This is a genomic window from Azotobacter chroococcum, from assembly GCF_004339665.1.
GTDB classification, from domain to species: domain Bacteria; phylum Pseudomonadota; class Gammaproteobacteria; order Pseudomonadales; family Pseudomonadaceae; genus Azotobacter; species Azotobacter chroococcum.
Genome location: NZ_SMMU01000004.1, coordinates 189,355 through 214,536, shown reverse-complemented (window position 1 = coordinate 214,536; position 25,182 = coordinate 189,355). Strand labels below are relative to the sequence as shown.

At 68.3% G+C, this 25,182-nt stretch carries 20 protein-coding genes, 1 pseudogene and 1 riboswitch; of the genes and pseudogenes, 8 read left to right on the top strand and 13 right to left on the bottom strand.

Annotated elements, in window-relative coordinates; genetic code table 11:
• Positions 1-88: 88 nt before the first annotated feature.
• A complete protein-coding gene (locus tag EV691_RS06235) occupies positions 89-1,312 on the bottom strand; it encodes an ROK family transcriptional regulator (RefSeq protein WP_131300873.1) in 1,224 nt (407 codons plus the stop codon).
• Here EV691_RS06235 and EV691_RS06230 point away from each other — a divergent pair.
• Positions 1,311-1,490 (top strand): hypothetical protein, encoded by a 180-nt coding sequence (locus tag EV691_RS06230; RefSeq protein WP_131300871.1) that lies wholly within the window; start codon positions 1,311-1,313, stop codon positions 1,488-1,490. The genes EV691_RS06235 and EV691_RS06230 overlap by 2 nt on opposite strands.
• Positions 1,491-1,750: 260 nt before the next feature.
• Positions 1,751-3,076, top strand: a complete 1,326-nt coding sequence (fucP, locus tag EV691_RS06225; RefSeq protein ID WP_131300869.1) for an L-fucose:H+ symporter permease — start codon at positions 1,751-1,753, stop codon at positions 3,074-3,076.
• 160 nt (positions 3,077-3,236) lie between these two features.
• Here the strand turns inward: fucP and EV691_RS06220 are convergent, their stop codons facing one another.
• The 6 genes from EV691_RS06220 to EV691_RS06195 all read right to left on the bottom strand — a co-directional run bounded on the left by EV691_RS06220 (position 3,237) and on the right by EV691_RS06195 (position 11,322).
• Positions 3,237-4,580, bottom strand: coding sequence for an FAD-binding oxidoreductase (locus tag EV691_RS06220; RefSeq protein WP_377802448.1), 1,344 nt, complete (start codon positions 4,578-4,580; stop codon positions 3,237-3,239).
• 340 nt (positions 4,581-4,920) lie between these two features.
• Positions 4,921-5,859: a 2-hydroxyacid dehydrogenase gene (locus EV691_RS06215; protein WP_131300866.1), complete on the bottom strand. Its 939-nt coding sequence runs from the start codon at positions 5,857-5,859 to the stop codon at positions 4,921-4,923.
• A 34-nt stretch (positions 5,860-5,893) separates the two neighbouring features.
• Entirely contained in the window at positions 5,894-7,447 is a 1,554-nt protein-coding gene (garD, locus tag EV691_RS06210; protein WP_131300864.1) for a galactarate dehydratase, read from the bottom strand.
• Between the two features lie 21 nt (positions 7,448-7,468).
• A complete protein-coding gene (locus tag EV691_RS06205; protein WP_131300862.1) occupies positions 7,469-8,860 on the bottom strand; it encodes an MFS transporter in 1,392 nt (463 codons plus the stop codon).
• Between the two features lie 92 nt (positions 8,861-8,952).
• A complete protein-coding gene (gene kdgD / locus EV691_RS06200) occupies positions 8,953-9,864 on the bottom strand; it encodes a 5-dehydro-4-deoxyglucarate dehydratase (RefSeq protein WP_131300860.1) in 912 nt (303 codons plus the stop codon).
• Positions 9,865-10,557: 693 nt separating this feature from the next.
• Positions 10,558-11,322, bottom strand: coding sequence for a FadR/GntR family transcriptional regulator (locus tag EV691_RS06195; protein WP_131300858.1), 765 nt, complete (start codon positions 11,320-11,322; stop codon positions 10,558-10,560).
• Positions 11,323-11,546: 224 nt separating this feature from the next.
• On the opposite strand from EV691_RS06195, the gene ligB reads away from it, so the two are divergent.
• Positions 11,547-13,220 (top strand): NAD-dependent DNA ligase LigB, encoded by a 1,674-nt coding sequence (ligB, locus tag EV691_RS06190; protein ID WP_131300856.1) that lies wholly within the window; start codon positions 11,547-11,549, stop codon positions 13,218-13,220.
• A gap of 111 nt (positions 13,221-13,331) precedes the next feature.
• On the opposite strand, the gene EV691_RS06185 is transcribed toward ligB, so the two are convergent.
• Positions 13,332-13,775 (bottom strand): c-type cytochrome, encoded by a 444-nt coding sequence (locus EV691_RS06185; protein WP_207390263.1) that lies wholly within the window; start codon positions 13,773-13,775, stop codon positions 13,332-13,334.
• A gap of 152 nt (positions 13,776-13,927) precedes the next feature.
• Positions 13,928-14,016, top strand: a riboswitch (S-adenosyl-L-homocysteine riboswitch).
• Positions 14,017-14,037: 21 nt separating this feature from the next.
• On the opposite strand from EV691_RS06185, the gene ahcY reads away from it, so the two are divergent.
• The 3 genes from ahcY to rhlE2 all read left to right on the top strand — a co-directional run bounded on the left by ahcY (position 14,038) and on the right by rhlE2 (position 18,512).
• Entirely contained in the window at positions 14,038-15,453 is a 1,416-nt protein-coding gene (ahcY, locus tag EV691_RS06180) for an adenosylhomocysteinase (RefSeq protein WP_131300854.1), read from the top strand.
• Between the two features lie 201 nt (positions 15,454-15,654).
• Positions 15,655-16,500, top strand: coding sequence for a methylenetetrahydrofolate reductase [NAD(P)H] (gene metF, locus EV691_RS06170; RefSeq protein ID WP_131300851.1), 846 nt, complete (start codon positions 15,655-15,657; stop codon positions 16,498-16,500).
• 206 nt (positions 16,501-16,706) lie between these two features.
• Positions 16,707-18,512, top strand: a complete 1,806-nt coding sequence (rhlE2, locus tag EV691_RS06165) for an RNA helicase RhlE2 (RefSeq protein WP_131300849.1) — start codon at positions 16,707-16,709, stop codon at positions 18,510-18,512.
• A 198-nt stretch (positions 18,513-18,710) separates the two neighbouring features.
• Here rhlE2 and EV691_RS06160 read toward each other — a convergent pair whose 3' ends face one another.
• The 4 genes and pseudogenes from EV691_RS06160 to EV691_RS06145 all read right to left on the bottom strand — a co-directional run.
• Entirely contained in the window at positions 18,711-19,172 is a 462-nt protein-coding gene (locus EV691_RS06160) for a hypothetical protein (RefSeq protein WP_131300847.1), read from the bottom strand.
• Positions 19,173-19,318: 146 nt separating this feature from the next.
• The gene (locus EV691_RS06155; RefSeq protein ID WP_131300845.1) at positions 19,319-19,897 is read right to left on the bottom strand and encodes a YceI family protein; all 579 of its coding nucleotides are present in this window, start codon (positions 19,895-19,897) and stop codon (positions 19,319-19,321) included.
• Between the two features lie 14 nt (positions 19,898-19,911).
• Entirely contained in the window at positions 19,912-20,466 is a 555-nt protein-coding gene (locus EV691_RS06150) for a cytochrome b (RefSeq protein ID WP_131300844.1), read from the bottom strand.
• Between the two features lie 164 nt (positions 20,467-20,630).
• A pseudogene (locus EV691_RS06145) lies at positions 20,631-22,127 on the bottom strand (flavin monoamine oxidase family protein); the annotation flags it as partial.
• Positions 22,128-22,283: 156 nt separating this feature from the next.
• Here EV691_RS06145 and EV691_RS06140 point away from each other — a divergent pair.
• Together EV691_RS06140 and EV691_RS06135 are read left to right on the top strand one after the other, a co-directional pair.
• Positions 22,284-23,690 carry an adenosylmethionine--8-amino-7-oxononanoate transaminase gene (locus EV691_RS06140; protein ID WP_131300842.1) on the top strand — a complete coding sequence of 469 codons (1,407 nt, stop codon included), beginning with the start codon at positions 22,284-22,286 and terminating at the stop codon, positions 23,688-23,690.
• A 104-nt stretch (positions 23,691-23,794) separates the two neighbouring features.
• Complete coding sequence (locus EV691_RS06135; protein WP_131300840.1) at positions 23,795-24,514, top strand: 16S rRNA (uracil(1498)-N(3))-methyltransferase; 720 nt, start codon at positions 23,795-23,797, stop codon at positions 24,512-24,514.
• A 154-nt stretch (positions 24,515-24,668) separates the two neighbouring features.
• Here EV691_RS06135 and EV691_RS06130 read toward each other — a convergent pair whose 3' ends face one another.
• The gene (locus tag EV691_RS06130; protein WP_131300838.1) at positions 24,669-25,139 is read right to left on the bottom strand and encodes a chemotaxis protein CheW; all 471 of its coding nucleotides are present in this window, start codon (positions 25,137-25,139) and stop codon (positions 24,669-24,671) included.
• Positions 25,140-25,182 lie beyond the last annotated feature (43 nt).

Below are 25,182 nucleotides of genomic sequence, written 5' to 3'. Positions count from 1 at the left end.
AAGGCAAGCCTTCGACGCGCACGCCAGGGCGTGCGAACAGCGCGGTAGGGGACTGGAATGGGCTACCGGGGGCGGGACGCTTCGGGCGTCAGCCGGCCCCGGCGGAGGCGAAGGCCTGCAGGTCGAGCAGGAAACGGGCCGACAGCGGCAGGCTCGCCGCGCCGAGCGAGCGGGCATGGGCACCGATCGTGCCCGCCTCGATCAGCGGCAGGCGGATGCCGCTGGCCGGGATTTCCGCCAGATGGGCCTGCACCCTCTCCACCAGCAAGGTCCGGATGCGGACGGGCATCCAGCCATCGACGAGGCAGGCCTCGAAGTCGTAGACCGCTGCCGCCGCCGCGGACGCGGCGGCGATCGCGCGCGCCGCCTCGTCGGCCCAGGCCTCGACCAGGGCCTGCGGGAAATGCCATTCCGAGGGTGTGTCCCACAGCCGGTCGGCCACCTCGTCCGCGGCGCCCAGCGTCCGCTCCAGCACCGACAGCGAGGCGATGTCGAGCAGCACGGCCTGTCCGCCCCGCCCGTCCGGCACCAGCATGGAGCCGATCGCCCCGGCATTGCCGGTTCGCCCGGGCACCAGACTGCCGTTCAGGACGATCCCGCCACCGATGAAATACCCGACATAGAAATACAGGAAGTCCCGCGGCGTGCGCCCGTGCCCGAAGAGCAGCTCCGCGCCGCAGGCGGCCGTGGCGTCGTTCTGCACGTAGACCGGAAAGCCGGTCGCCGCGCCGATCTCGGCGCCGATATTGCGCTCGCGCCAGCCGATCAGCGCTTCCTCCGGAACGCCCAGGGTGCGCCACCAGTCCCAGATCTGGAACGGCATGGCGATCCCCAGTCCGGCGATCCGGGCGCGCTCTTCGGCGCCGATCTGGCTGAGAATGTCGGCGACCGCGGAGTTCGCGAAACGCACCACCGCGTCGGGCGTCGGGTAGTGATGGCGTTCGGTCACCCGCGAGCGGATGCCGCCGAGGAAGTCCACCAGCACCAGGTCGAGGCTGCGATGGCCGACCTTCAGGCCGAGGCTGAACGCCCCCTCCCGCGCCAGCCCGAGCGGCACCGACGGCTGGCCGATCCGGCCGCGCAGCGGCTGGCCGCGACAGATCAGCCCATCGTCCTCCAGCGCGCGCATGATCACGGAAACCGTCTGCGCCGAGAGCCCGGTCAGCCGGGTGAGCTCGGCCTTGGTCATCTCGCCACGGCTGCGCAGCAGCGACAGCACCAGGCGTTCGTTGTGCGCCCGCACGCCGCGCAGATTCGAGCCGCGCAGGCCGCCCACGCCATCATGCCCCACCCCTTCGGGAACGATCGTCATGCCGTTCAATCTGCGCGCCTCCTCCAGCTTCGCGGAAAGTGCCGACTCGACCTCGATGCTTCCCGGCCAAGCGCCTGACTGCGCAAAACAGCAGCAATCCCGTGGTAGTTCAAAACGCCCCCTCCAGATTCATGCGCCCCATGGCGAGGTCGCGGCGCCCGCGAAGACGACCGCCTGATTGGCCGTTCCCCTGACGAAATGGGCGTATTTCACCAGATCGGGAAGCCTTTTTCAGGAAATCTTCAGAAACCCAGCCCATGGCCCACTGATCCAGAACTCTCGGCAAATATGAAAAAATCATTGACATGAATCGTTTCAGCAAGCATTTTTCCCAGCAATCCGATAGCCATCCACCGGATATTTCCTGTCCAGGGAAGGGGCGGACAACGGCACTTCAACACAATAATTCACAAGAATTGAATTTCTGGAGACGCAGACATGCCGACACGTCGAGAATTCGTACACCGGGACAAGCTCCTGCCCTTCATCCTGCTGGTCTGCTGCTTCGCCGCCTGGGGCGTGGTCGGGACCATGACCGACCCGCTCGTGCAGGTCTTCAGCACGGTCTTCAGCATGAGTACCCTGCAGGCCTCGCTGGTCCAGTTCGCCTACTACGGGGCGTATTTCCTGCTGGCCCTGCCGGCCGCCTTCATCAACCAACGCTACTCCTACAAGACCGGCGTGCTGGTCGGCCTGGGCCTGGCCATCTGCGGAGCGCTGCTCTTCTACCCCGCCAGCCTGGCGATGACCTACGGCCTGTTCCTGCTGGCGCTGTTCACCTTGGCCGGCGGGCTGGCGATCCTGGAAACCTCGGCGAACCCCTTCGTCATCTCGATGGGGCCCGAAGGCAACGCGACCCGCCGGCTGAACCTCGCGCAGGCCTTCAACCCGGTCGGGACCAACATCGGCGTCCTGCTCGCGGCCACCCTGATCCTGCCGAACCTGCACTCCGCCAGCTCCGCCGAGCGGGCGGCAATGAGCCAGGCGGACCTGCTCGCCATCCGCTCCAGCGAACTGCAGGCGGTCATGCTGCCCTACGTCGGCTTCGCCTTCGTCCTGCTGGCGATCTGGATCGGCATCGCCCTGACCCGCATGCCGGCCCAGGAGAAAGCGAAGGAAGCGGTAGAACCGCTCAACGGCGGGTTCGCCGCCACCTTCCGGCGGCTGATGCGCAACGCGCATTACCGCTGGGGCGTCGTGGCGCTGTTCTTCTACATCGCGGCGCAGACCTGCACCTGGACCTTCACCATCCAGTACGCGCAGCAGGCCACCGGCGCCAGCCACACCGAGGCCGGCTACTACCTGCAATACAGCATGATCGTCTTCCTCGTCGCGCGCTTCGTGGCGACCTGGGCGATGGGCTATGTCCGCCCCTCCATGCTGCTGGCGCTGCTCGGGGCCGCGGCCACGGGTCTGAGCTTCTATGCCGCCCTCAACCCCGACCTTTCCGGCGTCTGGGCGCTGGTGGCGGTTTCCGCCTGCCTCTCGCTGATGTTCCCGACCATCTACGGCATCGCGCTGATGGGACTGGGCGAGGATGCGAAGTTCGCCGCGGGCGGGCTGGTCATGACGCTGCTGGGCGGCGCGCTGATGCCGATGGTCCAGGGCGCGGCGATCGACGCCTTCGGTGCGGCGACCTCCTTCATGGTGACGGGAGCCTGCTTCCTGCCGGTCGTGGCCTACGGCCTGTTCCACCTGAGCACCTCGTCGGCCGGCCTGTTCGACTTCCGCTCCACCGCCCGCAAGGTGACCAAAACCGCCTGAATACGGCACCCGGAAACGAACAGCGGCGCCCTGGGCGCCGCTGTTCGTTTCGGAGCCGCGAACCGGCCGGCTGCGCCTCTGCCGACGCAACAGGTACAGGTTGCCGACGCGCCTGTAGTGCCGGAAGGCGCAATCGTCCCGGGCGCTAACGACGGCCGACTCAGGAAACGAAGATCTTGCCTGGATTCATCAACCCCTTGGGATCGAGAAGCTGCTTGATGGATTTCATCAGGCTCAGCTCCAGCGCATCCTTGTAGAGCGCTGCAGCATGATGCTTGGATTGTCCCAGTCCATGTTCGGCACTGATGCTGCCATTGAAGGCCGCCACCACTTCATAGACGGCGTGCATGATGGCTTCGGCGCAGGCCTTGAACGAGGCATCCTCGGCACCGACCGGCTTGCTGATGTTGTAATGCAGGTTGCCGTCGCCGACATGGCCGTAACAGACGATGCGGACACCGGGAAACCCCTCCTGCAGGGCCGCATCGGCCCGTTCGATGAAGGCGGGGATGCTGCTGACCGGAACGCTGATGTCGTGCTTGAGGCTCGGCCCCTCATGGTTCTGCGCCTCGGAAATGCCCTCGCGCAGATGCCACAGCGCGGCTACCCGGGCCTCGCTGGTGGCGATCGCCGCATCCAGCACCAGCCCCTGCTCGAAAGCCTCGCCGAGCGCGGTTTCCAGGATATCGCCCAGGGCGGCATCGGGCAGGGTGTCGCCGAGCTCGATCAAGACGTACCAGGGATGGGTCTGCGCGAAAGGGTCCGTACAGCCGGCGACGTGCCGCAGCACGAACTCGACGCTTTGCCGGGACATCATCTCGAAGCCGGTCAAGCGGTCGCCGCCCAGGTCGCGCATGATGCCGATCAGCGCCAGTGCGGCCTCCGTAGACGGCAGCGCGACCCAGGCGGTGGCCTGGCTGCGCAACGCCGGGAACAGCTTGAGCACGGCCGCGGTGATGACGCCGAGCGTGCCCTCGGAGCCGATGAACAGGTGCTTGAGGTCGTAACCGGTATTGTCCTTGCGCAGGCTGCGCAAGCCGTTCCAGACGGTGCCGTCCGGCAGGACCACTTCCAGCCCCAGAACCAGGTCGCGCATGTTGCCGTAGCGCAGGACCGCCGTGCCGCCGGCATTGGTCGCAAGATTCCCTCCTACCGTGCAGCTGCCTTCGGCGCCCAGCGACAGGGGGAACAGGCGCCCGGCCTCGGCAGCGGCCTCCTGCAGCCGCTGCAGGACGACGCCCGCCTCGACGGTGACGGTCGCGTTGGCCGGATCCACTTCACGGATGCGGGCCATGCGGGTCAGCGACAGCACCACCTGCCTGCCGGAATCGTCCGGCATGGAACCGCCGCACAGACCGGTATTGCCGCCTTGCGGGACCAGGGAAACCTCCGCCGCATGGCACAGCCGGACGACCGCAGCGACCTCCTCGGTCGTGGCGGGCCGCACGACCAGGGCAGCCTTGCCGCGAAAGGCATTGCGCCAGTCGGTCAGATAACTGCGCATCTGTTCGCCGTCTTCGAGCAGCCCCCCTGCGCCGACTATGTCTCTTATTTTTTCAATGAAATCAGGCGGTAGATTCTTGTCCATGTTGTTCTCTCGAGCGGATGGAAAAACGGGTGGTCACCGGCGAGCCGCCGGTCATTTCCTTCCTGGTGCATCCCTCGAGGCGGCAAGGCCTTCGCCCTCTTCCGCTCCCGCGGAGCACCATAAAAAAGGCGCACTCGTGGTGCGCCCTACTGCAAGAACCAGAAAATGTGCGAGGGTCGCGCCGCGCCGCTTGTGGCAGCGCCGCGCCTTATGGCGCCGCCGCCCAAAGCGGCGCCATAACCGGCAGGGAGAGGCGTCAGACCGGGGTCAGCAGCTCTCCCTTGTCGATGAACGCCTGCAGGTTGGCGATGACCAGCTCCTCCATCTGCAGGCGGGTTTCCTCGGTGCCGCTGCCGACGTGCGGCAGCAGCACCACGTTGGGCATGTCCAGCAGCGCCGCCGGCACCTGCGGCTCGCGCTCGAAGACGTCGAGGGCGGCGGCGCCGAGCCGGCCTTCGGCGAGCGCGGCGACCAGCGCCGCCTCGTCGACCACCGAGCCGCGCGCCACGTTGACCAAGAGGCCCTTCGGACCCAGCGCCGCGAGCACTTCGGCATTCACCAGATGATGGGTCGAAGGTCCCCCCGGGCAGGTCAGCACCAGGAAGTCGGCCCACTGCGCCAGCTCCACCAGGGAAGCCGCGTAGCCGTAGGGGCAGCCGGCCAGCGGCCGGCGGTTGTGGTAGCGCACCTGCATGTCGAAGCCGCTGGAGCGCCGCGCCAGCGCCTGGCCGATGCGGCCCAGGCCGACGATGCCCAGGCGCTTGCCGCTGACCCGGGTGGCCAGCGGGAAGTTGCCGACCCGCCAGTTGCCGGCGCGAACGAAGCGGTCGGCCTCGGCGATCCGCCGCGCGCCGTCGATCAGAAGACCCATGGCCAGGTCGGCGACGCACTCGTTGAGCACGTCCGGCGTGTTGCTGAGCGGGATGCCGCGCCGGCGCACCGGCTCCAGCGGGATCGCGTCGTAGCCGACGCCGAAGCTGCAGATGGCGCGCAGGTTGGGCAACGCCGCGAGCATCGCCGCCGTGCAGCCGAAGCGCGCCGAGGTGACCAGCACCTCGAACTCGGCGCCGCGCTCGGCGAGGAAGGCCGGGCCGTTGGTCTGCTTCCAGTACGGCTCGGCGCCGTATTCCTCGGCCATGCGCCGGTTGAAGCGCTCGCTCAGGGCGCCGACCTGCAGCACTTTCAGTCCCTTCATCGAAAATTCCTCAGCTGGGTTCGGGAGACGGGCCTCAGGTTACCGGCGCCGGATTGAACAGCACCAGATCGTTGTGCAGGCGATGGCGCTCGGCCCAGGTCCGCTGGCGGCCGCTGGCCACGTCGAGGTAGAGCTGGAAGATCTCCCAGCCCAGCTCCTCCAGCGACAGCCGTCCCGAGGTCACCTGCCCGGCGTCCACGTCGATCAGGTCCGGCCAGCGCTCGGCCAGCTCGGTGCGGGTGGCCACCTTGATCACCGGCACCATCGCCAGGCCGTAGGGGGTACCGCGGCCGGTGGTGAAGATGTGCAGGTTCATCCCGGCGGCCAGCTGCAGGGTGCCGCAGATGAAGTCGCTGGCCGGAGTGGCGCAGAACTGCAGGCCCCTGCCCCTGACCTTCTCGCCCGGCGCGACCACGCCGACGATGGGGCTGGAGCCGGACTTGGCGATCGAGCCCATGGCCTTCTCGACGATGTTGTTCAGCCCGCCCTTCTTGTTGCCGGGGGTGGTGTTGGCGCTGCGGTCGGCCATCCCCCGCTCCAGGTAGCGGTCGTACCAGTCCATCTCGCGGATCAGCGCATCGGCCACTTCCGGGGTCGCGGCGCGCGGGGTGAGCAGGTGGATGCCGTCGCGCACCTCGGTGTTCTCCGAGAACATCACGGTGGCGCCGGCGCGCACCAGGAGGTCCGCAGCGACGCCCAGCGCCGGGTTGGCGGTGATCCCGGAGAAGGCGTCGCTGCCGCCGCACTGCATGCCGACCACCAGCTCGGAGGCCGAACAGGTCTCGCGGCGCCGCGCGTCGAGCACCTTGAGACGCGCCTCGATCAGGCCGAGGATCTGCTCGACCATCCCGGCGAAGCCGTTGCCCGACTCCTGCAGGCGGTACAGCCACTGCTGCTCGCTCATCCCGCTGGTCAGCGCATCGCCCGGCATCAGCTGGACCGGCTGCAGCTTTTCGCAGCCCAGGCCGATGACCAGCGCCTGGCCGCCGAGGTTGGGGTTGCGGGCAAGGTTGAACAGGGTGCGGATCGGGATCACCGCGTCCGGCGCGTTGATCGCCACACCACAGCCGTAGCTGTGGGTCAGGGCGATCACGTCGTCGACGTTGGGGTATTTCGGCAGCAGCTCCTTGCGCGCCCGCTCGACGCAGTGCTCGAGCACCCCGGCCACGCACTGCACGGTGGTGCTGACGCCGAGCAGGTTGCGCGTGCCGACGCTGCCGTCGGGGTTGCGGAAGCCCTCGAAGGTGTAGCCCTCCAGAGGCTCGACCGGCGCGGCGGCCTGGGTCGCCCGCGGCAGGTTGTCGAGCGCCGGCGGCTCCGGCATGCGCAGGTGCGTCTCGGTCACCCAGCTGCCGCGGGGAATCGGCTGCAGGGCGTAGCCGATGACCTGGCCGTAGCGCACCACCTCGGCCCCTTCGGCGAGGTCCGCCAGCGCCACCTTGTGGCTCTGCGGGATGTGCTCGATGGCCGTGAGACCGTCGGTGAAGCGGCTGCCGGCTGCCACGCCCTGGTCGTTGACCACCACGCCGACGTTGTCGTCCGCATGCAGGCGGATGTAGCGCGGCGAATCCTGATGTTCGATCAACATGACACTACCCTCGTACGGATTTCAGGCGGACGCCGCGCTGCCCTGGGGACCGAGCGGACTGGCCGGGGCCTCTTCGTTGCGGGCGGAGCCGCCCTGGGTCGGACCGTCCTTGAGTTCGACGCGCTGGATGCGGCCGACGATCACCAGGTAGCTGAACACCGCCACCAGCGCGTTGGCGCCGACGTACACCAGCGCCCACTTGAACGAGCCGGTGGCGCTGATGATGTAGCCGATGACGATCGGCGTGGTGATCGAGGCGATGTTGCCGAAGGTGTTGAACAGGCCGCCCGACAGGCCGGCGATCTGCTTCGGCGAGGTGTCCGCCACCACCGCCCAGCCCAGCGCGCCGAGGCCTTTGCCGAAGAAGGCCAGGGTCATGAAGCCGACCACCATCCACTCCGCCTGGACATAGTTGCAGAACACCATGCTGGTGGAGAGCAGCAGGCCGGTGACGATCGGCAGCTTGCGCGCCAGGGTCAGCGAATGGCCGCGGCGCAGCAGCCAGTCGGAGAGCACCCCGCCGAGCAGACCGCCGATGAAGCCGAAAATGGCCGGCAGCGAGGCGATGAAACCGGCCTTCAGGATCGACATGCCACGCTCCTGCACCAGGTACACCGGGAACCAGGTGAGGAAGAAATAGGTGATGCCGGTGATGCAGTACTGGCCGAGGTAGACGCCGACCAGCATGCGGTTGGTCAGCAACTGGCGGATGTAGTCCCAGCGCATCCCCTGCCCGCCCGACTTGCGGGCATTGTCCATGTCGACCAGGCCGCCGTTCTGTTCGATGTGCTCCAGCTCGGCGCGGTTGATGCGCGGGTGTTCCTTGGGGTTGTAGATGGTCTTCAGCCAGATCCCGGAGAAGACGATGCCAAGCACGCCCATCATGACGAACACGTGCTCCCAGCCGAACTTGTGGACGATCCAGCCCATTAGCGGAGCGAACAGTGCGGTGGCGAAATACTGTGCGGAGTTGAACACCGCCGAGGCCGTGCCGCGCTCGGCGGTGGGGAACCAGGCGGCGACGATGCGCGCGTTGCCGGGGAACGACGGCGCCTCGGCGAAGCCGACCAGAAAGCGCAGCATGAACATGGTGGTCACCGCCCAGGCCACCGGCATGCCGCCGACGAAGCCCTGCAGCAGGGTGAACAGCGACCAGGTGAAGATGCTCACCGCATAGACGCGCTTGGAGCCGAAGCGGTCGAGCAGCCAGCCGCCGGGGATCTGCCCCAGAACGTAGGCCCAGCCGAAGGCGGAGAAGATGTAGCCGAGGGTCACGGCGTCGAAGCCGAGATCCTTCTGCATGCTGGATCCGGCGATGGAAATGGTGGCGCGGTCGGCATAGTTGATCGTCGTCACCAGGAACAGCATCAGCAGGATCAGGTAACGCACGCGGGTTTGCTTGATGGCTTGCATGGCGTTGGGTTCCACGAATTGTTTGTTGTTGTGTGGACGGCCGGGCGAAGCGGCACCCCCGGAGACGAAGCCGCTCCGGGGGCGCGCTGGGCTTACTGCGGGCCGAGCTTCCTGATCAGCGCGGCGAGGCGCTCGTACTCGTCGGGCAGCAGGTCGGTCAGCGGCGCGCGCACCGGGCCTGCGTCGTGGCCGACGATCTTCGCCCCGGCCTTGACCATGCTCACCGCGTAACCGGCGCGGCGGTTGCGGATCTCCAGCAGCGGCAGGAAGAAGTCGTCGATGATCTTGCCGACGGTGACGTGATCGTCGGCGGCGATCGCCTTGTAGAACTCCATCGCAGTGCGCGGGATGAAGTTGAACACCGCCGAGGAGTAGACCGGCACGCCGAGGGCCTTGTAGGCCGCGGCGAAGACTTCGGCGGTCGGCAGGCCGCCCAGATAGGTGAAGCGCTCGCCCAGGCGGCGGCGCACCGAGACCATCAGCTCGATGTCGCCCAGGCCGTCCTTGTAGCCGATCAGGTTCGGGCAGCGCTCGGCGAGCTGCTCCAGCAGGCTCGGGGTCAGCCGGCAGACGTTGCGGTTGTAGACCACCACGCCGATCTTCACCGACTTGCAGATCGCCTCGACGTGGGCGGCGACGCCCTCCTGGCTGGCTTCGGTCAGATAGTGCGGGAGGATCAGCAGGCCCTTGGCGCCCAGGCGCTCGGCCTCCTGAGCCATGTGGATGGCCTGGCGGGTCGGGCCGCCGACGCCGGCGAGGATCGGCACGCTGCCGGCGCAGGTGTCGACCGCGGTCTTGATGATCTGCGGGTACTCATGGATGTCCAGCGAGAAGAACTCGCCGGTGCCGCCGGCGGCGAACAGCGCACTGGCGCCGTAGGGGGCCAGCCACTCCAGGCGGCGGGCGTAGGACTCGGCGTTGAAGTTGCCGGCGGCGTCGAAATCGGTGACCGGGAAGGACAGCAGCCCGGAGGAGAGGATGGACTTGAGTTCTTGTGGAGTCATTGGTCGAGCACCCTGCGTGGTGAGGTGGAAGTCACCGGTCGGCGACCGGGCTTGGAAATAAGTTATCGTATGACTTCCGTAAAAACTAGCCCCTCTCCGTGCCTTTTCCAGCGTATCCAGCGCCTGGCAACGCCTCCCGAAAAACGGATAAATCACTATTTATTGATAAATTTATTTATAAATCATTAGCTTATTGAGTATCTGCGGCTATTTTCCGGAACAACCCAGCCTCTCGAACCCGACAAGCAGTCATCATATCTTTTCATAAGAGATGCCGTGAGCGCGCCGGCCATGTCTATCAGACCGGGGGCGGGCTCGCGCGGCACTGCAGGTCGTCGCCAAGGATTTCCGCCATGCGCAGCGGGAAAGCCGCTGCCGAAGCGGCCGGCGGCCAGGTGCGGAAATATGTCATCGCATGATGAGGAAGGCTTTCACTCGCCTCGCCGGTTTCCGTCCGGGCGCTCGGCGATGGAACCGGGGAAAGCCCGAACGACCGTTGAGCGCCGCCAAGCACCGCAAGAGCGGACAAGAAAAGGCCTTGCGGCTGACGGCCCCGCCATCGCGCTCAGCCGATCTGGCGCGGCCCAACGCGCAGGCGCCCAGACCGAGGGCCTCGCCGAAGCCATACAACAAGCGGAGGATGGCGAAGGACGCCGCCCGGCACGGGCCGCGATCCGGGCGCCGGAACGCGGATCAGACCGGCGTGGTGGAGCCGGCCTGCCGGGACTCGGCCTCTTCGTGGGCCTGGCGCAGGCGTTCGCGGCTGTTGGTCAGGTGCAGGCGCATGGCGGCGCGGGCCGCGTCGGCGTCCTGGCGGGCGATGGCCTCGTAGATCTCCTCGTGCTCGCGCCTCAGCCGCGCGTGGTACTGCTGCTGGTCGGCATGGGCGATGTGCGCCGAGTCCAGGCGGGTGCGCGGAATGATGCTGGTGCCGAAGTGGGTCATGATGTCGGTGAAATAGCGATTGCCGGTGGCCAGGGCGATCTGCAGGTGGAACTGAAAGTCGCTGGCGACCGCATCGCTGGCCTGGCTGGCACGGTTGAAGGTGTCCAGCGCCGCGCGCATGGCAGCCAACTGCTCGGCGCTGCGCCGGCGCGCGGCCAGGCCGGCGCATTCCACCTCGAGGCTGACGCGCAGCTCGAGGATGGCCATCACGTCGCGCAGGGTGACGATGGTCGCCGGGTCGATGCGAAAGCCGCTGGGGCTCGATGTGTCCAGCACGAAGGTGCCGATGCCGTGGCGGGTCTCGACCGTGCCGGAGGCCTGCAGGCGCGAGATGGCCTCGCGCACCACGGTGCGGCTGACCCCGTGGGCCTCCATGATTTCCGACTCGGTGGGCAACTTCTCGCCGCGCTTGATCTGTCCCTCGCGGATCTGCCGGGTCAGCTCGGCCACCAGGTCCTGGGCAAGGCTGCGGCTCTTGCGCCGCGGGCGCGGCAATGTGCTGTCGTTGCTCATCTCGATGCTCGGTATCGGTTGCGGTCCGGGAGCCCATCATACCCCTCGCCGTTGTACGACAACAGCGGCGATTGTCGGAGCGGACATTCCGCCCGTGATGCCCGTCAAGACTTGGGCAGCCGTGCCTTCGGGCGCAGGCCCCCACCGCCTAGACTGGGCCGCTCCGCCCGCCGCCGCCCCCGGGCCGCGGCGGCGATCGTCCACTACCGAGCAAGGATGCCTCGATGCCCCGCCGGATCGCCCTTTCCGTTGTCTGCCTGTTCGCCCTCCCCGCCCTCGCTGGGCCCTGCCCCGACTGGCCGGACTCCCGCGCCGGCACCGAGCTGGCGGCGCTTACCGAGCGCCTGCGCCAGTGGGACGATGCCTACCACCGTGACGGCCGCAGCCCGGTGGCGGACGAGCTCTACGACCAGGCCCGCGCCCGCCTTGCCCTCTGGCGCCAGTGCTTCCCCGCACAGGCCGGCGCATCGCCCGAACCGCTCGCCGGCAGCGCCGGTCCTCTGCCCCACCCGCTGCCGCACACCGGCCTCGCCAAGCTCGACGAGGCGGCCGTGCGGGACTGGATGGCCAGCCGCGAGGACCTCTGGATCCAGCCCAAGGTCGACGGCGTGGCGGTCAGCCTGGAATACCGGGACGGCCGCCTGCAGCGCGCCATCAGCCGTGGCGACGGCCGGCATGGCCAGGACTGGACCGCCCACGCGAAACGCCTGCCCGCCGTGCCGCAGGACATCGCGGAGCGGCGCCGGCTGATCCTGCAGGGCGAGCTCTACTGGCGGCAGACCGGCCACGTGCAGGCCGCGGCCGGCGGCCGGGGCGCGCGAAGCCGGGTCGCCGGCCTGCTGGCGCGCCAGACGCTGGACGACACGGAGGCCGCCGGGATCGGCCTGTTCGTCTGGGACTGGCCGAACGGCCCGGCGGAAATGACCGAGCGGCTGGAGAAGCTGGAGCGGCTCGGCTTCGCCGACGCGCGCCGCTACAGCCAGCCGGTGACGGACTTCGCCGCGGCGCGGCAGTGGCGCGAGCGCTGGTATCGCGCGCCGCTGCCCTTCGCCAGCGACGGCGTGGTGCTGCGCCAGGGCCGGCGTCCGCCGGGCGAGCGCTGGCAGGCCGAGCCGCCGCACTGGGCGGTGGCCTGGAAATACCCGTTCGCCCAGGCGCTGGCCGAGGTGCGGGCGGTGCGCTTTCGCATCGGCCGCAGCGGGCGCATCACCCCGGTCGTGGAGCTGCAGCCGGTGCGCCTGGACGACCGGCAGATCCGCCGGGTCGCCCTCGGCTCGCTGCGCCGCTGGCAGGAACTGGACATCCGTCCCGGCGACCAGCTGGCGATCCGCCTGGCCGGGCTGAGCATTCCGCAGGTCGACAGCGTGGTCTGGCGCGCCGCCGAACGCCCGGCGCTGGCGGCGCCCGATCCGGCCGCCCATCACGCGCTGAGCTGCTGGCGGCCGACGGCGGGCTGCGAGGAGCAGTTCCTCGCCCGTCTCGACTGGCTGGGCGGCCGGCACGGCCTGGCCCTCGGCGGAATCGGCCGCGGCACCTGGGAAGCCCTGCTGGAGAATCGCCAGCTCGACGACCTGCTCGGCTGGCTGGAGCTGGACGAGGCGCGACTGGCCGATCTGCCCGGCTTCGGCGAGCGCAGCGCCGGCCTGCTGGCCGAGCGTTTCCGCACGGCGCGGCAACGGCCCTTCCCCGTCTGGCTGAAGGCCCTCGGCCTGCCGCCGGCCGGCGGGGCGACGCTGCCGTCCGCCTGGGACGCGCTGGCCGGGCGCAGCCTGGAGCAGTGGCAGCGCGAGCCGGGCGTCGGTCCCGGCCGCGCCCGCCGGCTGCAGGCCTTCTTCGGCCATCCCGAGGTGCAGGCGCTGCGGCAGCGGCTGCAGGCGGCGGGTGTCGAGGGCTTCTAGATCGATGCGCTGGAAAACGCTGCGCGGTTTTCCAGCCTACGATGTCGGGCCGAGCCGCAGGGTGGATAACGGCACAGCCTTATCCACCGGGCACGTTTTCCCCAGGCACCCTCAGTAGGCGCGGAACTCCCGGTGACAGGCCTCGCAGGCATCCTCCACGCGCTGCACGTGCGGCGCCAGGGCCTTGGGCTCCAGCGGCCGGACCGCGGTCGCCGCGACCAGCGCCGCGGTGCTCTGCTCCAGGTCGCCGGCCAGCTGGCGGAAGCGCTCCTGGCGCTGCCAGACCTCGTCGCGGGCGCTGCTGTCCTCTTCCCTGACCTGCGGGAAGTGCTGCCAGGGCTGGTGCGACAGCTCGTCGAGACGCGCCGCACCGGCGGCGAAGCGCTGCTCGTCGAAGCCCAGCCGGCCGCGCAGCATGCCGCCGAGGTCCTCGCTGGTCTTGAGCATCTGCTTGAAGAGCGCCTGGCGCTTGCCGAGCGGCGAGTCGGGATCGACGCCATTGCAGGCGACCAGGGCCAGGGCGACCACGCCCAGCAGAATCGGCTTGAAAGTCATGACTCGTTCGGGGGTTGCTGGCAAAGGGCAGCGATTATCCCCCGCCGCGCCGACCATTGCCATGACCCGCGCCCCCTTGGGGTTTGCCGGCGCAGGCGGCTATAATCGGACGGACTTTTCGCGGCCGACTCCGCTTCGGCCGTTCCCGCCACCCTTCCGAGGGGCGCTGCAGCAGGCCGGCCATCGGCTTGTCAGGCTCGGAAGGGGCGTTTTCCGAACGCATCAACGGCGCCCATTCGCACATTACGAATGGAGACTCTGCATGAGCGCTGTCATGACGCCTGCCGCTTTCACCGACTACAAGGTCGCCGACATTGCCCTGGCCGACTGGGGCCGCAAGGAAATCATCATCGCCGAATCCGAAATGCCGGCGCTGATGGGCCTGCGTCGCAAGTATGCCGCCGAGCAGCCGCTGAAAGGCGCGAAGATCCTCGGCTGCATCCACATGACCATCCAGACCGCGGTGCTGATCGAGACCCTGATCGCCCTGGGGGCGGAAGTGCGCTGGTCGAGCTGCAACATTTTCTCCACCCAGGACCAGGCCGCCGCCGCCATCGCCGCCGCCGGCATCCCGGTGTTCGCCTGGAAGGGCGAAACGGAAGAAGAGTACGAGTGGTGCATCGAGCAGACCCTCCTCAAGGACGGCCAGCCGTGGGACGCCAACATGGTGCTCGACGACGGCGGCGACCTGACCGCCATCCTGCACCAGAAGTATCCGCAGATGCTGGAGAAGATCCACGGCATCACCGAGGAGACCACCACCGGCGTGCACCGCCTGCTCGACATGCTCAAGGCCGGCACCCTCAAGGTCCCGGCGATCAACGTCAACGACTCGGTGACCAAGAGCAAGAACGACAACAAGTACGGCTGCCGCCACAGCCTGAGCGACGCCATCAAGCGCGGCACCGACCACCTGCTGTCCGGCAAGCAGGCGCTGGTGATCGGCTACGGCGACGTGGGCAAGGGCTCGGCGCAGTCGCTGCGCCAGGAAGGCATGATCGTCAAGGTCTCGGAAATCGACCCGATCTGCGCCATGCAGGCCTGCATGGACGGCTTCGAGGTGGTTTCCCCGTACCTCAATGGCGAGAACGACGGCAGCGAGGCCAGCATCGACCGCGCGCTGCTGGGCAGGATCGACCTGATCGTCACCACCACCGGCAACGTCGCCGTGTGCGACGCCAACATGCTGAAAGCGCTGAAGAAGCGCGCCGTGGTGTGCAATATCGGCCACTTCGACAGCGAGATCGACACCGCCTTCATGCGCCGTAACTGGGCCTGGGAAGAGGTCAAGCCGCAGGTGCACAAGATCCACCGCACCGGCGCCGGCGCCGGCAGCTTCGATCCGCACAACGACGACTACCTGATCCTGCTCGCCGAGGGCCGCCTGGTGAACCTGGGCAACGCCACCGGCCACCCGAGCCGGATCATGGACGGCTCCTTCGCCAACCAGGTGCTGGCGCAGATCCACCTGTACGGCGAGCGCTTCGCCGACCTGCCGGCGGCCGGGAAGGCCGCGCGCCTCTCCGTAGAGGTGCTGCCGAAGAAGCTCGACGAGGAAGTGGCGCTGGAGATGGTCAAGGGCTTCGGCGGCGTGATCACCCGCCTGACCGGCCAGCAGGCCGAGTACATCGGCGTCAACGTGGAAGGCCCGTTCAAGCCGGACAGCTATCGCTACTGATAGCGAGCGCCATGCTGTAGGAGCGGATTCATCCGCGACACTCTTGCTGCCGCACGGCAGGTCGCGAATGAATTCGCTCCTACAAGGGAGGCGCCGCCACCATGTAGGGTGGAAAACCCGCGCAGCGGTTTTCCACCACCGGTAGCACACGGTGGAAAAGGCCTGCGGCCGTTTTCCACCCTACGCCCAAGGAATCCGCAAATGTCCCAGGAACGCCGCTACAGCTTCGAGTTCTTCCCGACCAAGACCGAGGCCGGGCACGAAAAACTGATGACCGTGGCCCGCCAGCTGGCCGGCTACGACCCCGATTTCTTCTCCTGCACCTACGGCGCCGGCGGCTCGACCCGCGACCGTACCCTCAACACCGTGCTGCAGCTGGACGGCGAGGTGAAGGTGCCGACCGCACCGCACCTGTCCTGCGTCGGCGACAGCAAGGCCGAACTGCGCAGCCTGCTGAACACCTACCAGGACGCCGGCATCCGCCGCATCGTCGCCCTGCGCGGCGACCTGCCCTCGGGCATGGGCATGGCCAGCGGCGAGCTGCGCCACGCCAGCGACCTGGTCGCGTTCATCCGCGCGGAAACCGGCGAGCACTTTCACATCGAGGTCGCCGCCTACCCGGAGATGCACCCCCAGGCGCGCAACTTCGAGGACGACCTCCGCCACTTCGCCGCCAAGATGCAGGCCGGGGCGAACAGTGCGATCACCCAGTACTTCTTCAACGCCGACAGCTACTTCCACTTCGTCGAGCGCGTGCGCAAGCTCGGTGTGGAACAGCCGATCGTCCCGGGCATCATGCCGATCACCAACTACAGCAAGCTGGCGCGCTTCTCCGACGCCTGCGGCGCCGAACTGCCGCGCTGGGTGCGCAAGCAGCTGGAGGCCTACGGCGACGACCTGGAGAGCATCCAGGCCTTCGGCGAGCAGGTGGTGACCGAGATGTGCGAGAAACTCCTCGCCGGCGGCGCGCCGGGCCTGCACTTCTACACCCTGAACCAGGCCGAACCCAGCCTGGCGATCTGGAACAACCTCGGACTGCCGCGCTGAAGCGCCTGCCCGTCGCCGCACCGCGCGGCGGCGGGCACACTTCCCGAGCGCGCGGCTCTGATATACTCCCAGCTTCCGCCAGGCTTGCGCCCGGCTGCTCGGCCCACGCAGGCCCAGCAAGACCGGTCGGGGTCACGCCCTCTCGCGTGATTCGCGCCCGGCACGTTCGTACCTTCGGGCCCCGCCCTAACCAGACAGGATTTCCCATGTCCTTTGCTTCCCTCGGGCTCTCCGAGGCATTGGTCCGCGCCGTCGAGGCCGCCGGCTATGCCCAGCCCACTCCCGTGCAACAGCGGGCCATCCCCGCCGTGTTGCAGGGCCGCGATCTGATGGTTGCCGCCCAGACCGGCACCGGCAAGACCGGCGGCTTCGCCCTTCCCGTACTCGAACGACTGTTCCCCGGTGGCCACCCGGACAAGGAACACCGCCACGGTCCGCGCCAGGCCCGCGTGCTGGTGCTGACCCCGACCCGCGAACTGGCCGCCCAGGTGCACGACAGCTTCAAGCTCTATGCCCGCGACCTGAAACTGGTCAGCGCCTGCATCTTCGGCGGGGTCGGCATGAACCCGCAGGTCCAGGCCCTGTCCCGCGGCGTCGACGTGCTGGTGGCCTGTCCCGGACGCCTGCTCGACCTGGTCGGCCAGGGTAGCGTCGACCTCTCCCACGTGGAGATCCTGGTGCTCGACGAAGCCGACCGCATGCTCGACATGGGCTTCATCCACGACGTGAAGAAGGTCCTCGCCCGGCTTCCAGCGAAGCGGCAGAACCTGCTGTTCTCGGCGACCTTCTCCCAGGACATCATCAACCTCACCAACAAGCTGCTGCACGATCCCGAACGCATCGAGGTGACGCCGCCGAATACCACGGTGGAACGCATCGAGCAGCGCGCCTTCCGTCTGCCGGCCAGCCACAAGCGCGCCCTGCTCGCCCACCTGGTCACCCAGGGCGCCTGGGAGCAGGTGCTGGTGTTCACCCGCACCAAGCACGGCGCCAACCGTCTCGCCGAATACCTCGACAAGCACGGCCTGCCGGCTGCAGCGATCCACGGCAACAAGAGCCAGAACGCCCGCACCAAGGCCCTGGCCGACTTCAAGAGCGGTGCCATCCGCCTGCTGGTGGCCACCGACATCGCCGCCCGCGGCCTGGACATCGACCAGCTGCCCCATGTGGTCAACTTCGAACTGCCCAACGTCGAGGAGGACTACGTCCACCGCATCGGCCGCACCGGCCGCGCCGGGCGCAGCGGCGAGGCGATCTCGCTGGTCGCGCCGGACGAGGAGAAGCTGCTCAAGTCGATCGAGCGCATGACTCGCCAGAGCATCCCGCAGGGCGACTGGGCGGGCTTCGACATCAGCGCCGTCGAGGCGGAGAAGCCCGAGGTCCGCGAGCCGCACCCGCCGCGCAACGCCGGCAGCGCCGGTCGCAAGGACAAGGGCAAGGACAAGGGGCAGGAAAAACCCCGGGAGAAAACCCAGGAGAAGGCCCGCGGCAAGGAGCGGCCCCAGCAGGCCAGGGCCGGCGGCCAGCCGAACCGGCCGGCGCAGAAGGCCAAGGAACAACCCGCCCGCCAGGCGACGGTCCCCAGCCTGCCGCCGAATCGCGATCCCGAGGAGTTCCTCGACGACGAGGTCGACAACTTCGGCAACCGCGCCGACTACGTCAGCCCCTACCAGAACAAGCAGCAGCGCGGCCGCCGTCCCGGCGCGCCCGGCCAGACGGCCGGCGCCAACCGCGGCCAGGCTCAGAACCAGGGCCAGGGCCCGCGCCCTCCGAAGCGCCAGGGCCAGGGCCAGGGCTCCGGCCAGGGCCAGCCGCGCCGCGCTCCGGTACCAGCCTACCGCAGCGAGCAGCCCCGCGAGGAAGCGCCGCGCAAGCCGGAGCGGCAGCCGCTGATCCTGCACAAGGAGTCGAAGAGCGACCGCTTCCCCACCGCGGAACAACTCGACCAGCTGACGGAACGCCGCCCGCGCAGCGAGAAGCCGGCACTGCTGACGCGCAACCGCGAGGAGTGAGGCGCCGCCCTCCTCCGTTCACAAAAGAGCCGGCCTCGCCAGACCGTGGAAAACACGCTGCAGCGGCTTGAACAAACGCCCCGACGTGCTCGGGGCATTTGCTTTTGGGTCCTTGGCAGATCCTGAAAACGGGCAACGGCCCGGTTTTCATCCACTCTGTTCGCGTCGGCTTTTTTCGGTCGGCAAGCCACTCACGGCTCAATCGATGACGATGTTCTTCTTGACCGAGCAGGTGACCAGGCGGCCGTCGTCCGGCATCTTCAGGGACAGGGCATAGGCGCCCGGCTTGAGGGAGGACAGGTCGGCCTGGAACAGGAAACCGGACTTCAGGAAGCCGTCCTGTTTGAACGCGGCGGCCACGTCGGGGCGGTCGATCCTGTGGGGAGCTTCGAGGGAATAGGAAAAACTGCCTGAATCCTTCAGGAATACCTGAAGTGTTGCTGGAACCCTGTTGGTGGTGCTGTCCACCGCCCAACCACCGAACTCCACGACTCCCGCCTTGACGCGCACCAGCGGGTCCGTCTTGCCGTTGATCGCATCCAGCGAGCATTTGTCCGAAAGGACGGTGACGACGCGGGACGCGGAATCGTCCGGACCGCATCCGGCAATGACCGCCAGAACGGCGGCCGACGTCAGCGCGATGATGGTTTGTCGATGCAAGGCTCGCTCCTCGAAGGCCGCGGGCATTCTGCTGCAAACGCGCCGAGGGTGCCAGACCGGCCTTGCATGGGGAGAGCGCCTGCGCAATGCCGCTCCTCGCGAGCGAGCGGCATTGCGGCTGCGTGCCGGCTTTTGCGGGCGGTCGCCTACTGGCGCACACCCTCCACCGAGAGGATCAGTTCCACCTCCTGGGAGGCCGGGCCGAGATCCTTCTGGATGTCGAAGTCCTTCAGCTTCAGCTTGGTGCGGCCCTCGAAGCCGGCGCGGTAGCCGCCCCAGGGGTCCTTGCCCTCGCCGATGAACCTGGCGGCGATCACCACCGGCTTGGTCACGCCATTGAGGCTCAGGTTGCCGAGAATGTCGAAGCTGCCATTGCCGTTGGGCTTGACCTGGGTGGATTCGAAGGTCGCGGTCGGATGCTTGGCGACGTTGAGGAAATCCGGGCTGCGCAGGTGCTTGTCGCGCTCGGCATGGTTGGAGTCGACGCTGGCAGTCTTCAGGTTCACCTGAATCTTGCTCGTCTCGGGCTGGGCGGCGTCGAAGCTGAAGTGGCCATCGAAGTCGCGGAAGGTGCCGTACAGCCAGCTGTAGCCCAGGTGGCTGATCTTGAAGTTGACGAAGGCGTGCTGGCCTTCCTTGTCGATCAGGTAGTTGGCGGCCATGGCCTGGCCGGCGCCGAGCAGGGCAGAACCGAGCGCCAGGGCGGCGAGTGTCTTCTTGAGCATGGGATTCTCCTTGGTTAGCGGATGTCGCGGCCGAGCATGCGGGCCAGGGTCGCGTCACGGTCGATGAAATGGTGTTTCAGGGCAGCCAGGGCATGCACGACGGCGAGTCCGACCAGACCCCAGGCGAGCAGCTCGTGCACCTCGCCGGCGAGGTCTTCCTGGTTGGGCAGGCCACTGAGCAGCGCCGGCACCTCGAACCAGCCGAACACCGGGATCGGCCGGCCGTCGGCAGTGGAGATCAGGTAGCCGGAGATCATCAGCGCGAACAGGCCGAGGTAGAGCAAGGCGTGGCCGGCCCGGCTGCCCAGCCGGGTCAGCGGGCCGTGGCTGGGCAGGGCCGCCGGCGGCGGGCTGACCAGGCGCCAGGCGAGGCGCAGCAGCATGACCAGGAACAGCAGGATGCCGACGCTCTTGTGGATGTCCGGGGCGCTGCGGTACCAGGGGCTGTAGTAGTCCAGACCGCCCATCCACAGGCCCAGGCCGAACAGGCCGAAGACCGTCAGCGCCACCGCCCAATGCAGCAGGATGCTGACCAGGCCGAAACGGAGGGGGGAGTTGCGCCATTGCATGTGCGACATTCCTTGGCTTGGGGATGTGCACAGCCTAGCGGCTCATCTATCGATTTAAAGCGGAATTTTTCGCTTTAAAAGATCGAATCGTTCGATAGTCGAACGATTGTACCGGCGCGGCCATGGCGACCGCGCCGGTAGGCCCGTCAGCGGAACAGCTGAGTCAGCCGGGAGAAGAAGCCCTCCTTGCGCTCGCCCTCGGCCGGTGGCTCCGCCACGGGCGCAACCTTGGTCTGGGCGGCCGCCGGCTGGTCCAGGCGGGTGATCTGCGGCGCCGGCACCGGCCGCCCGGCGCGCAGCTCGCGCAACTGCTCGGCGGCGCGCTTGCCGCTGCGCAGGGCACCTTCCAGGGTCCCCGGATAGAGCGCATCGGTGTGCTCGCCGGCGAAGGCCACGCGCTCCAGCGGCTGCTCCCAGAGCCGCCAGTAGCGGCTGATCTGCCCCGGCCCGTAGGCCAGGTAGGCGCCGCCGAGGGCGCTGTCGCCGCTGTAGCGGCGGATCTCGTAGCCGGTGTAGGCGCCGCGGGCCTTGGGATAGTGCTCGTGCAGGCGGATCAGCAGCTGGTCGGCCACCTGGCGGTCGCCGAAGGCCTGCAGCAGGCGGGCGTTGTCGCCGGACAGGTTGACCAGCACGTTGGCGCCGCCCTTGGTCGCCGGCTCGATCCACAGCATGCCGAGGCCCTGGTTGCTGTAGATGTTGCCGCTCATGCGCGCCTTGCTCTCCCACACCGGCGTCTTGAACTTCAGCAGCAGCTGGTCGCGCCAGCCGTAGCTGGTGCCCTTCAGCGCACCGCGGTGGCGCTCCGGCAGCGCCGGGGTGAACTGGATCTGCCCCAGGGCCCGCAGCGGCACCGCCAGCACCAGGTAGTCGGCGCTGTAGCTGGCGCTCCCGGCCTTGATCGTCACCCCCGCGCGATCCTGGCTGATCGCCGATACCCGCACGCCGGTCTTGACCGTCTTCAGCTCCTTGGCCAGGGCCTGCGCCAGCACCGGGCTGCCACCGGGCAGGCGGGCGCTGCGCAGCTCGTCCGCGTCGACGCCGCGGTAGACTCGGCTCTGCTGGGCGAGGTAGAGCAGCGACAGGCGCGACGGCTCGTCGTAGTGCGAGCGGATGCGCTGGTTGACCAGTTGGCGGGCGGTGGTCGGCAGCTTCAGCTCGTCCAGCCAGCGCGCCGCATTGCCCTGGTCGAGGGCGAACAGCTTGCGGTCGGAGGCCGGATTGAGCGGGTCCTTGATGGAAGCCGCCAGTTCGTCGAGGGCCTGCTCGTAGCGCTTCAGGCCGTCGGCGACGGCCGGCTGCTTCTGCGCCAGCTCGGCGGCGCTGAAATAGCTGCCGTCGATCAGGTAGCCGGAGCCGCGCACCGCCTCGGGCGCCGGCTGGGTCTTCAGTTTGAAGTGCGTCAGGTAGGCATTGAGCAGCGGCTGGACCCTGGCGCTGCCGATCCACTCGCCGCCGGCCAGGCCGGAACGCCCGCCGGCGCTGCCGCGGGCCTCCAGCAGGGTGACCTGCCAGCCGTCGCGCTGCAGCTCCCAGGCCGCGGCCAGGCCGGCCAGGCCGCCGCCGACGACCAGCGCCGTCGGCTGTTTCTCCTTGCCCAGCGCCACCACGCTGAACAGCCCCATCCCGACCAATGCGGACACCCGCAGCCAGCTCCGGAACATCTTTTCGCCCCCGAATCAATGAGTTGTCGCACAGCCCGTGCACGCGGCGCGGAGCATACGCCAGCGCCCTGCCGGCAGCCAGCCATCGGCGACGCCAGGCAACAAAGCGCGGCGCAGCTCTGCTAGGCTCTCGCCGATCGTTTCCCGGAGAGCCCCATGAGCCTCAACGCCGACTGGATGCAGCGCGACCTCGCCGTGCTCTGGCATCCCTGCACCCAGATGAAGGACCACGAACGCCTGCCGCTGATCCCGATCCGCCGAGGCGAGGGCGTCTGGCTGGAGGACTTCGACGGCAAGCGCTACCTGGATGCGGTCAGCTCCTGGTGGGTCAACGTGTTCGGCCACGCCAATCCGCGGATCAACGCGCGGATCAAGGCACAGCTGGAAAGCCTGGAGCACGTGATGCTCGCCGGCTTCAGCCATCAGCCGGTGATCGAGCTGTCCGAGCGCCTGGTGGCCGTCACCCCGGCCGGGCTGGATCGCGTGTTCTACGCCGACAACGGCTCCTCGGGCATCGAGGTGGCGCTGAAGATGAGCTTCCACTACTGGCGCAACTGCGGCCGGGCGGAGAAGAAGCGCTTCGTCACCCTGACCAACAGCTACCACGGCGAGACGGTGGCGGCGATGTCGGTGGGCGACGTGGCGCTGTTCACCGACACCTACAAGCCGCTGTTGCTGGACACCCTCAAGGTGCCGAGCCCGGACTGCTACCTGCGCCCGGACGGGGTGAGCTGGGAGGAGCATTCGCGGACGATGTTCGCCCACATGGAGCAGACTCTCGCCGAGCATCACGGCGAGGTCGCCGCGGTGATCGTCGAGCCGCTGATCCAGGGCGCCGGCGGCATGCGCATGTACCACCCAGTGTACCTCAAGCTCCTGCGCGAGGCCTGCGACCGCTACGGCGTGCACCTGATCCACGACGAGATCGCCGTCGGCTTCGGCCGCACCGGCAGCATGTTCGCCTGCGAGCAGGCCGGCATCGCCCCGGATTTTCTGGTGCTGTCCAAGGCGCTCACCGGCGGCTACCTGCCGATGGCCGCGGTGCTCACCACCGATACCGTCTACCAGGCGTTCTACGCCGACTACGCCACCCTGCGCGCCTTCCTGCACTCGCACACCTACACCGGCAACCCGCTGGCCTGCGCCGCCGCCCTGGCGACCCTGGACATCTTCGAAGAGGACCAGGTCATCGAGCGCAACAAGCCGCTGGCCGCGCGCATGGCCCAGGCCACCGCGCATCTCGCCGATCACCCGCACGTCGCCGAGGTGCGCCAGACCGGCATGGCCTTGGCCATCGAGATGGTCGCCGACAAGGCGGGCAAGACCCCCTACCCCTGGCAGGAGCGCCGCGGCCTGGCCGTCTACCAGCATGCGCTGACGCGCGGCGCCCTGCTGCGCCCGCTGGGCAGCGTGGTGTACTTCCTGCCGCCCTACGTCATCACGCCGGACGAGATCGACTTTCTCGCCGAAGTGGCGACCGAGGGCATCGACCTCGCCACCCGCAGCGCGGTCAGCGTGGCCGTGCCAAGCGGCGCACCTGCCGAGTTCCGCGATCCCGGGTAGGGTACAACCCGCCGGGAATGGCAAAGGCCCGATCCGAAACGGCAGGTTGCAGCCGTACGGCCAGCGGTTAAGCTTGCGCTTTTTCCGCCTCTCGAAGCCTGCCCATGCGCCTGTCCCGTTTCTTCATCGACGCTCCCCTGTCCCTCGGCCGCCTTGAGCTGCCGGAAGCCCAGGCCCACTACATCGGCCGTGTGCTCAGGCTCGCCGCCGGCGATGCCGTGCAGCTGTTCGACGGCAGCGGCCGGGAATTCGTCGGCGAGCTGGTCGAGGTGGGCAAGAAGAGCGTGCAGGTCGAGCTGCGCGAACAGTTCGCCGGCCTGGCCGAATCGCCGCTGCGCATCCACCTCGGCCAGGGCCTGTCGCGCGGCGAGCGGATGGACTGGGCGATCCAGAAGGCCACCGAGCTGGGCGTGGCGCACATCACCCCGATCGTCAGCGAGCGCTGCGAGGTGCGTCTGAAGGACGAGCGCGCCGACAAGCGCCTGACTCACTGGCAGCAGATCGCCATCAGCGCCTGCGAGCAGTGCGGCCGCTCGGTGCTGCCGTCGATCCATCCGCCCATGCTGCTCGGCGACTGGCTGGCACGCACCGAGGCCGAGCTGAAACTGGTCCTGCATCCCTTCGCCGAACCCTTGACCCGCCATGCCCGGCCGGTCTCGCTGGCCTTTCTGATCGGCCCCGAGGGCGGCCTGTCCGAGGCGGAGGTGGCGGCGGCGCAACGCGCCAGCTACCAGGCCGCCCGCCTCGGCCCGCGGGTGCTGCGCACCGAGACCGCGCCGGTGGCGGCGCTGAGCGTGGCCCAGCAGTTGTGGGGAGACTTCTGAGCGCTTCCGTGCCAGAGCCTGTTCACGATCTAGCGAGCTAAGGCCAGGCAAGGCGAGATCGGGTGAGGAAGCGGAGTTTACGAGTGGTAAATGAGCATTCCGAACCCGATTTCAACGCAGCATGGCCGACGCGCAGCAGATCATGAACAGGCTCTCAGATCAGTCCGGCGTCGGCCAGCTTTTGCTCCAGCGCCTGCAGGTCGGGAATCCGCGCCACACCGTCCTCCAGCTGCACCGCCGCCCGCTCCAGCGGCGCCAGCGCAGCGTCCGCGCGCGGCAGCCGGGCGTCGACCTTCAGTGCGCGCGGAATGCCTTGCAACAGCAGGGCCAGGAACTTCACCCGGGGTCGCCCGCCGAGGGCATTGAACACCGCCACCCGCGGCGTCGCGCCAAGCGGTGCCGGCCCGCCGCTGGCGGCCTCGAAGGACAGCAGCGGCAGGCGCAGGTCGCGCCAGCCGATCTGCCCGAGCAGCCAGGGCGGCAGGTCGGGCGCGGTCTGCACGCCGCGGTAGGGAATGATCTCGGCCACTGCCACGTTGGGCAGCAGCAGGGTACGGTCGGCCAGCGGCAGCAGCAGGGCGGTAAGGCTGTCGACGCCGGTCGGATTGGCTACGGCTTGATTCATGGACGCTCCTGCAAGATCGATGCGTGGCTGCGGGCAGTTTTCC

Excerpts from the sequence above, each read along its gene's own strand:
- EV691_RS06135 (WP_131300840.1), top strand. The coding sequence starts at position 23,795 with ATGCGCCTGTCCCGTTTCTTCATCGACGCTCCCCTGTCCCTCGGCCGC.
- EV691_RS06205 (WP_131300862.1), bottom strand. The coding sequence starts at position 8,860 with ATGCAAGCCATCAAGCAAACCCGCGTGCGTTACCTGATCCTGCTGATG.
- ligB (WP_131300856.1), top strand. The coding sequence starts at position 11,547 with ATGCCCCGCCGGATCGCCCTTTCCGTTGTCTGCCTGTTCGCCCTCCCC.
- EV691_RS06185 (WP_207390263.1), bottom strand. The coding sequence starts at position 13,775 with ATGACTTTCAAGCCGATTCTGCTGGGCGTGGTCGCCCTGGCCCTGGTC.
- EV691_RS06195 (WP_131300858.1), bottom strand. The coding sequence starts at position 11,322 with ATGAGCAACGACAGCACATTGCCGCGCCCGCGGCGCAAGAGCCGCAGC.
- EV691_RS06230 (WP_131300871.1), top strand. The coding sequence starts at position 1,311 with ATGCCGTTCAATCTGCGCGCCTCCTCCAGCTTCGCGGAAAGTGCCGAC.
- EV691_RS06150 (WP_131300844.1), bottom strand. The coding sequence starts at position 20,466 with ATGCAATGGCGCAACTCCCCCCTCCGTTTCGGCCTGGTCAGCATCCTG.
- metF (WP_131300851.1), top strand. The coding sequence starts at position 15,655 with ATGTCCCAGGAACGCCGCTACAGCTTCGAGTTCTTCCCGACCAAGACC.
- EV691_RS06235 (WP_131300873.1), bottom strand. The coding sequence starts at position 1,312 with ATGACGATCGTTCCCGAAGGGGTGGGGCATGATGGCGTGGGCGGCCTG.
- EV691_RS06155 (WP_131300845.1), bottom strand. The coding sequence starts at position 19,897 with ATGCTCAAGAAGACACTCGCCGCCCTGGCGCTCGGTTCTGCCCTGCTC.
- kdgD (WP_131300860.1), bottom strand. The coding sequence starts at position 9,864 with ATGACTCCACAAGAACTCAAGTCCATCCTCTCCTCCGGGCTGCTGTCC.
- ahcY (WP_131300854.1), top strand. The coding sequence starts at position 14,038 with ATGAGCGCTGTCATGACGCCTGCCGCTTTCACCGACTACAAGGTCGCC.
- EV691_RS06215 (WP_131300866.1), bottom strand. The coding sequence starts at position 5,859 with ATGAAGGGACTGAAAGTGCTGCAGGTCGGCGCCCTGAGCGAGCGCTTC.
- fucP (WP_131300869.1), top strand. The coding sequence starts at position 1,751 with ATGCCGACACGTCGAGAATTCGTACACCGGGACAAGCTCCTGCCCTTC.
- rhlE2 (WP_131300849.1), top strand. The coding sequence starts at position 16,707 with ATGTCCTTTGCTTCCCTCGGGCTCTCCGAGGCATTGGTCCGCGCCGTC.
- garD (WP_131300864.1), bottom strand. The coding sequence starts at position 7,447 with ATGTTGATCGAACATCAGGATTCGCCGCGCTACATCCGCCTGCATGCG.
- EV691_RS06140 (WP_131300842.1), top strand. The coding sequence starts at position 22,284 with ATGAGCCTCAACGCCGACTGGATGCAGCGCGACCTCGCCGTGCTCTGG.
- EV691_RS06130 (WP_131300838.1), bottom strand. The coding sequence starts at position 25,139 with ATGAATCAAGCCGTAGCCAATCCGACCGGCGTCGACAGCCTTACCGCC.
- EV691_RS06220 (WP_377802448.1), bottom strand. The coding sequence starts at position 4,580 with ATGCGCAGTTATCTGACCGACTGGCGCAATGCCTTTCGCGGCAAGGCT.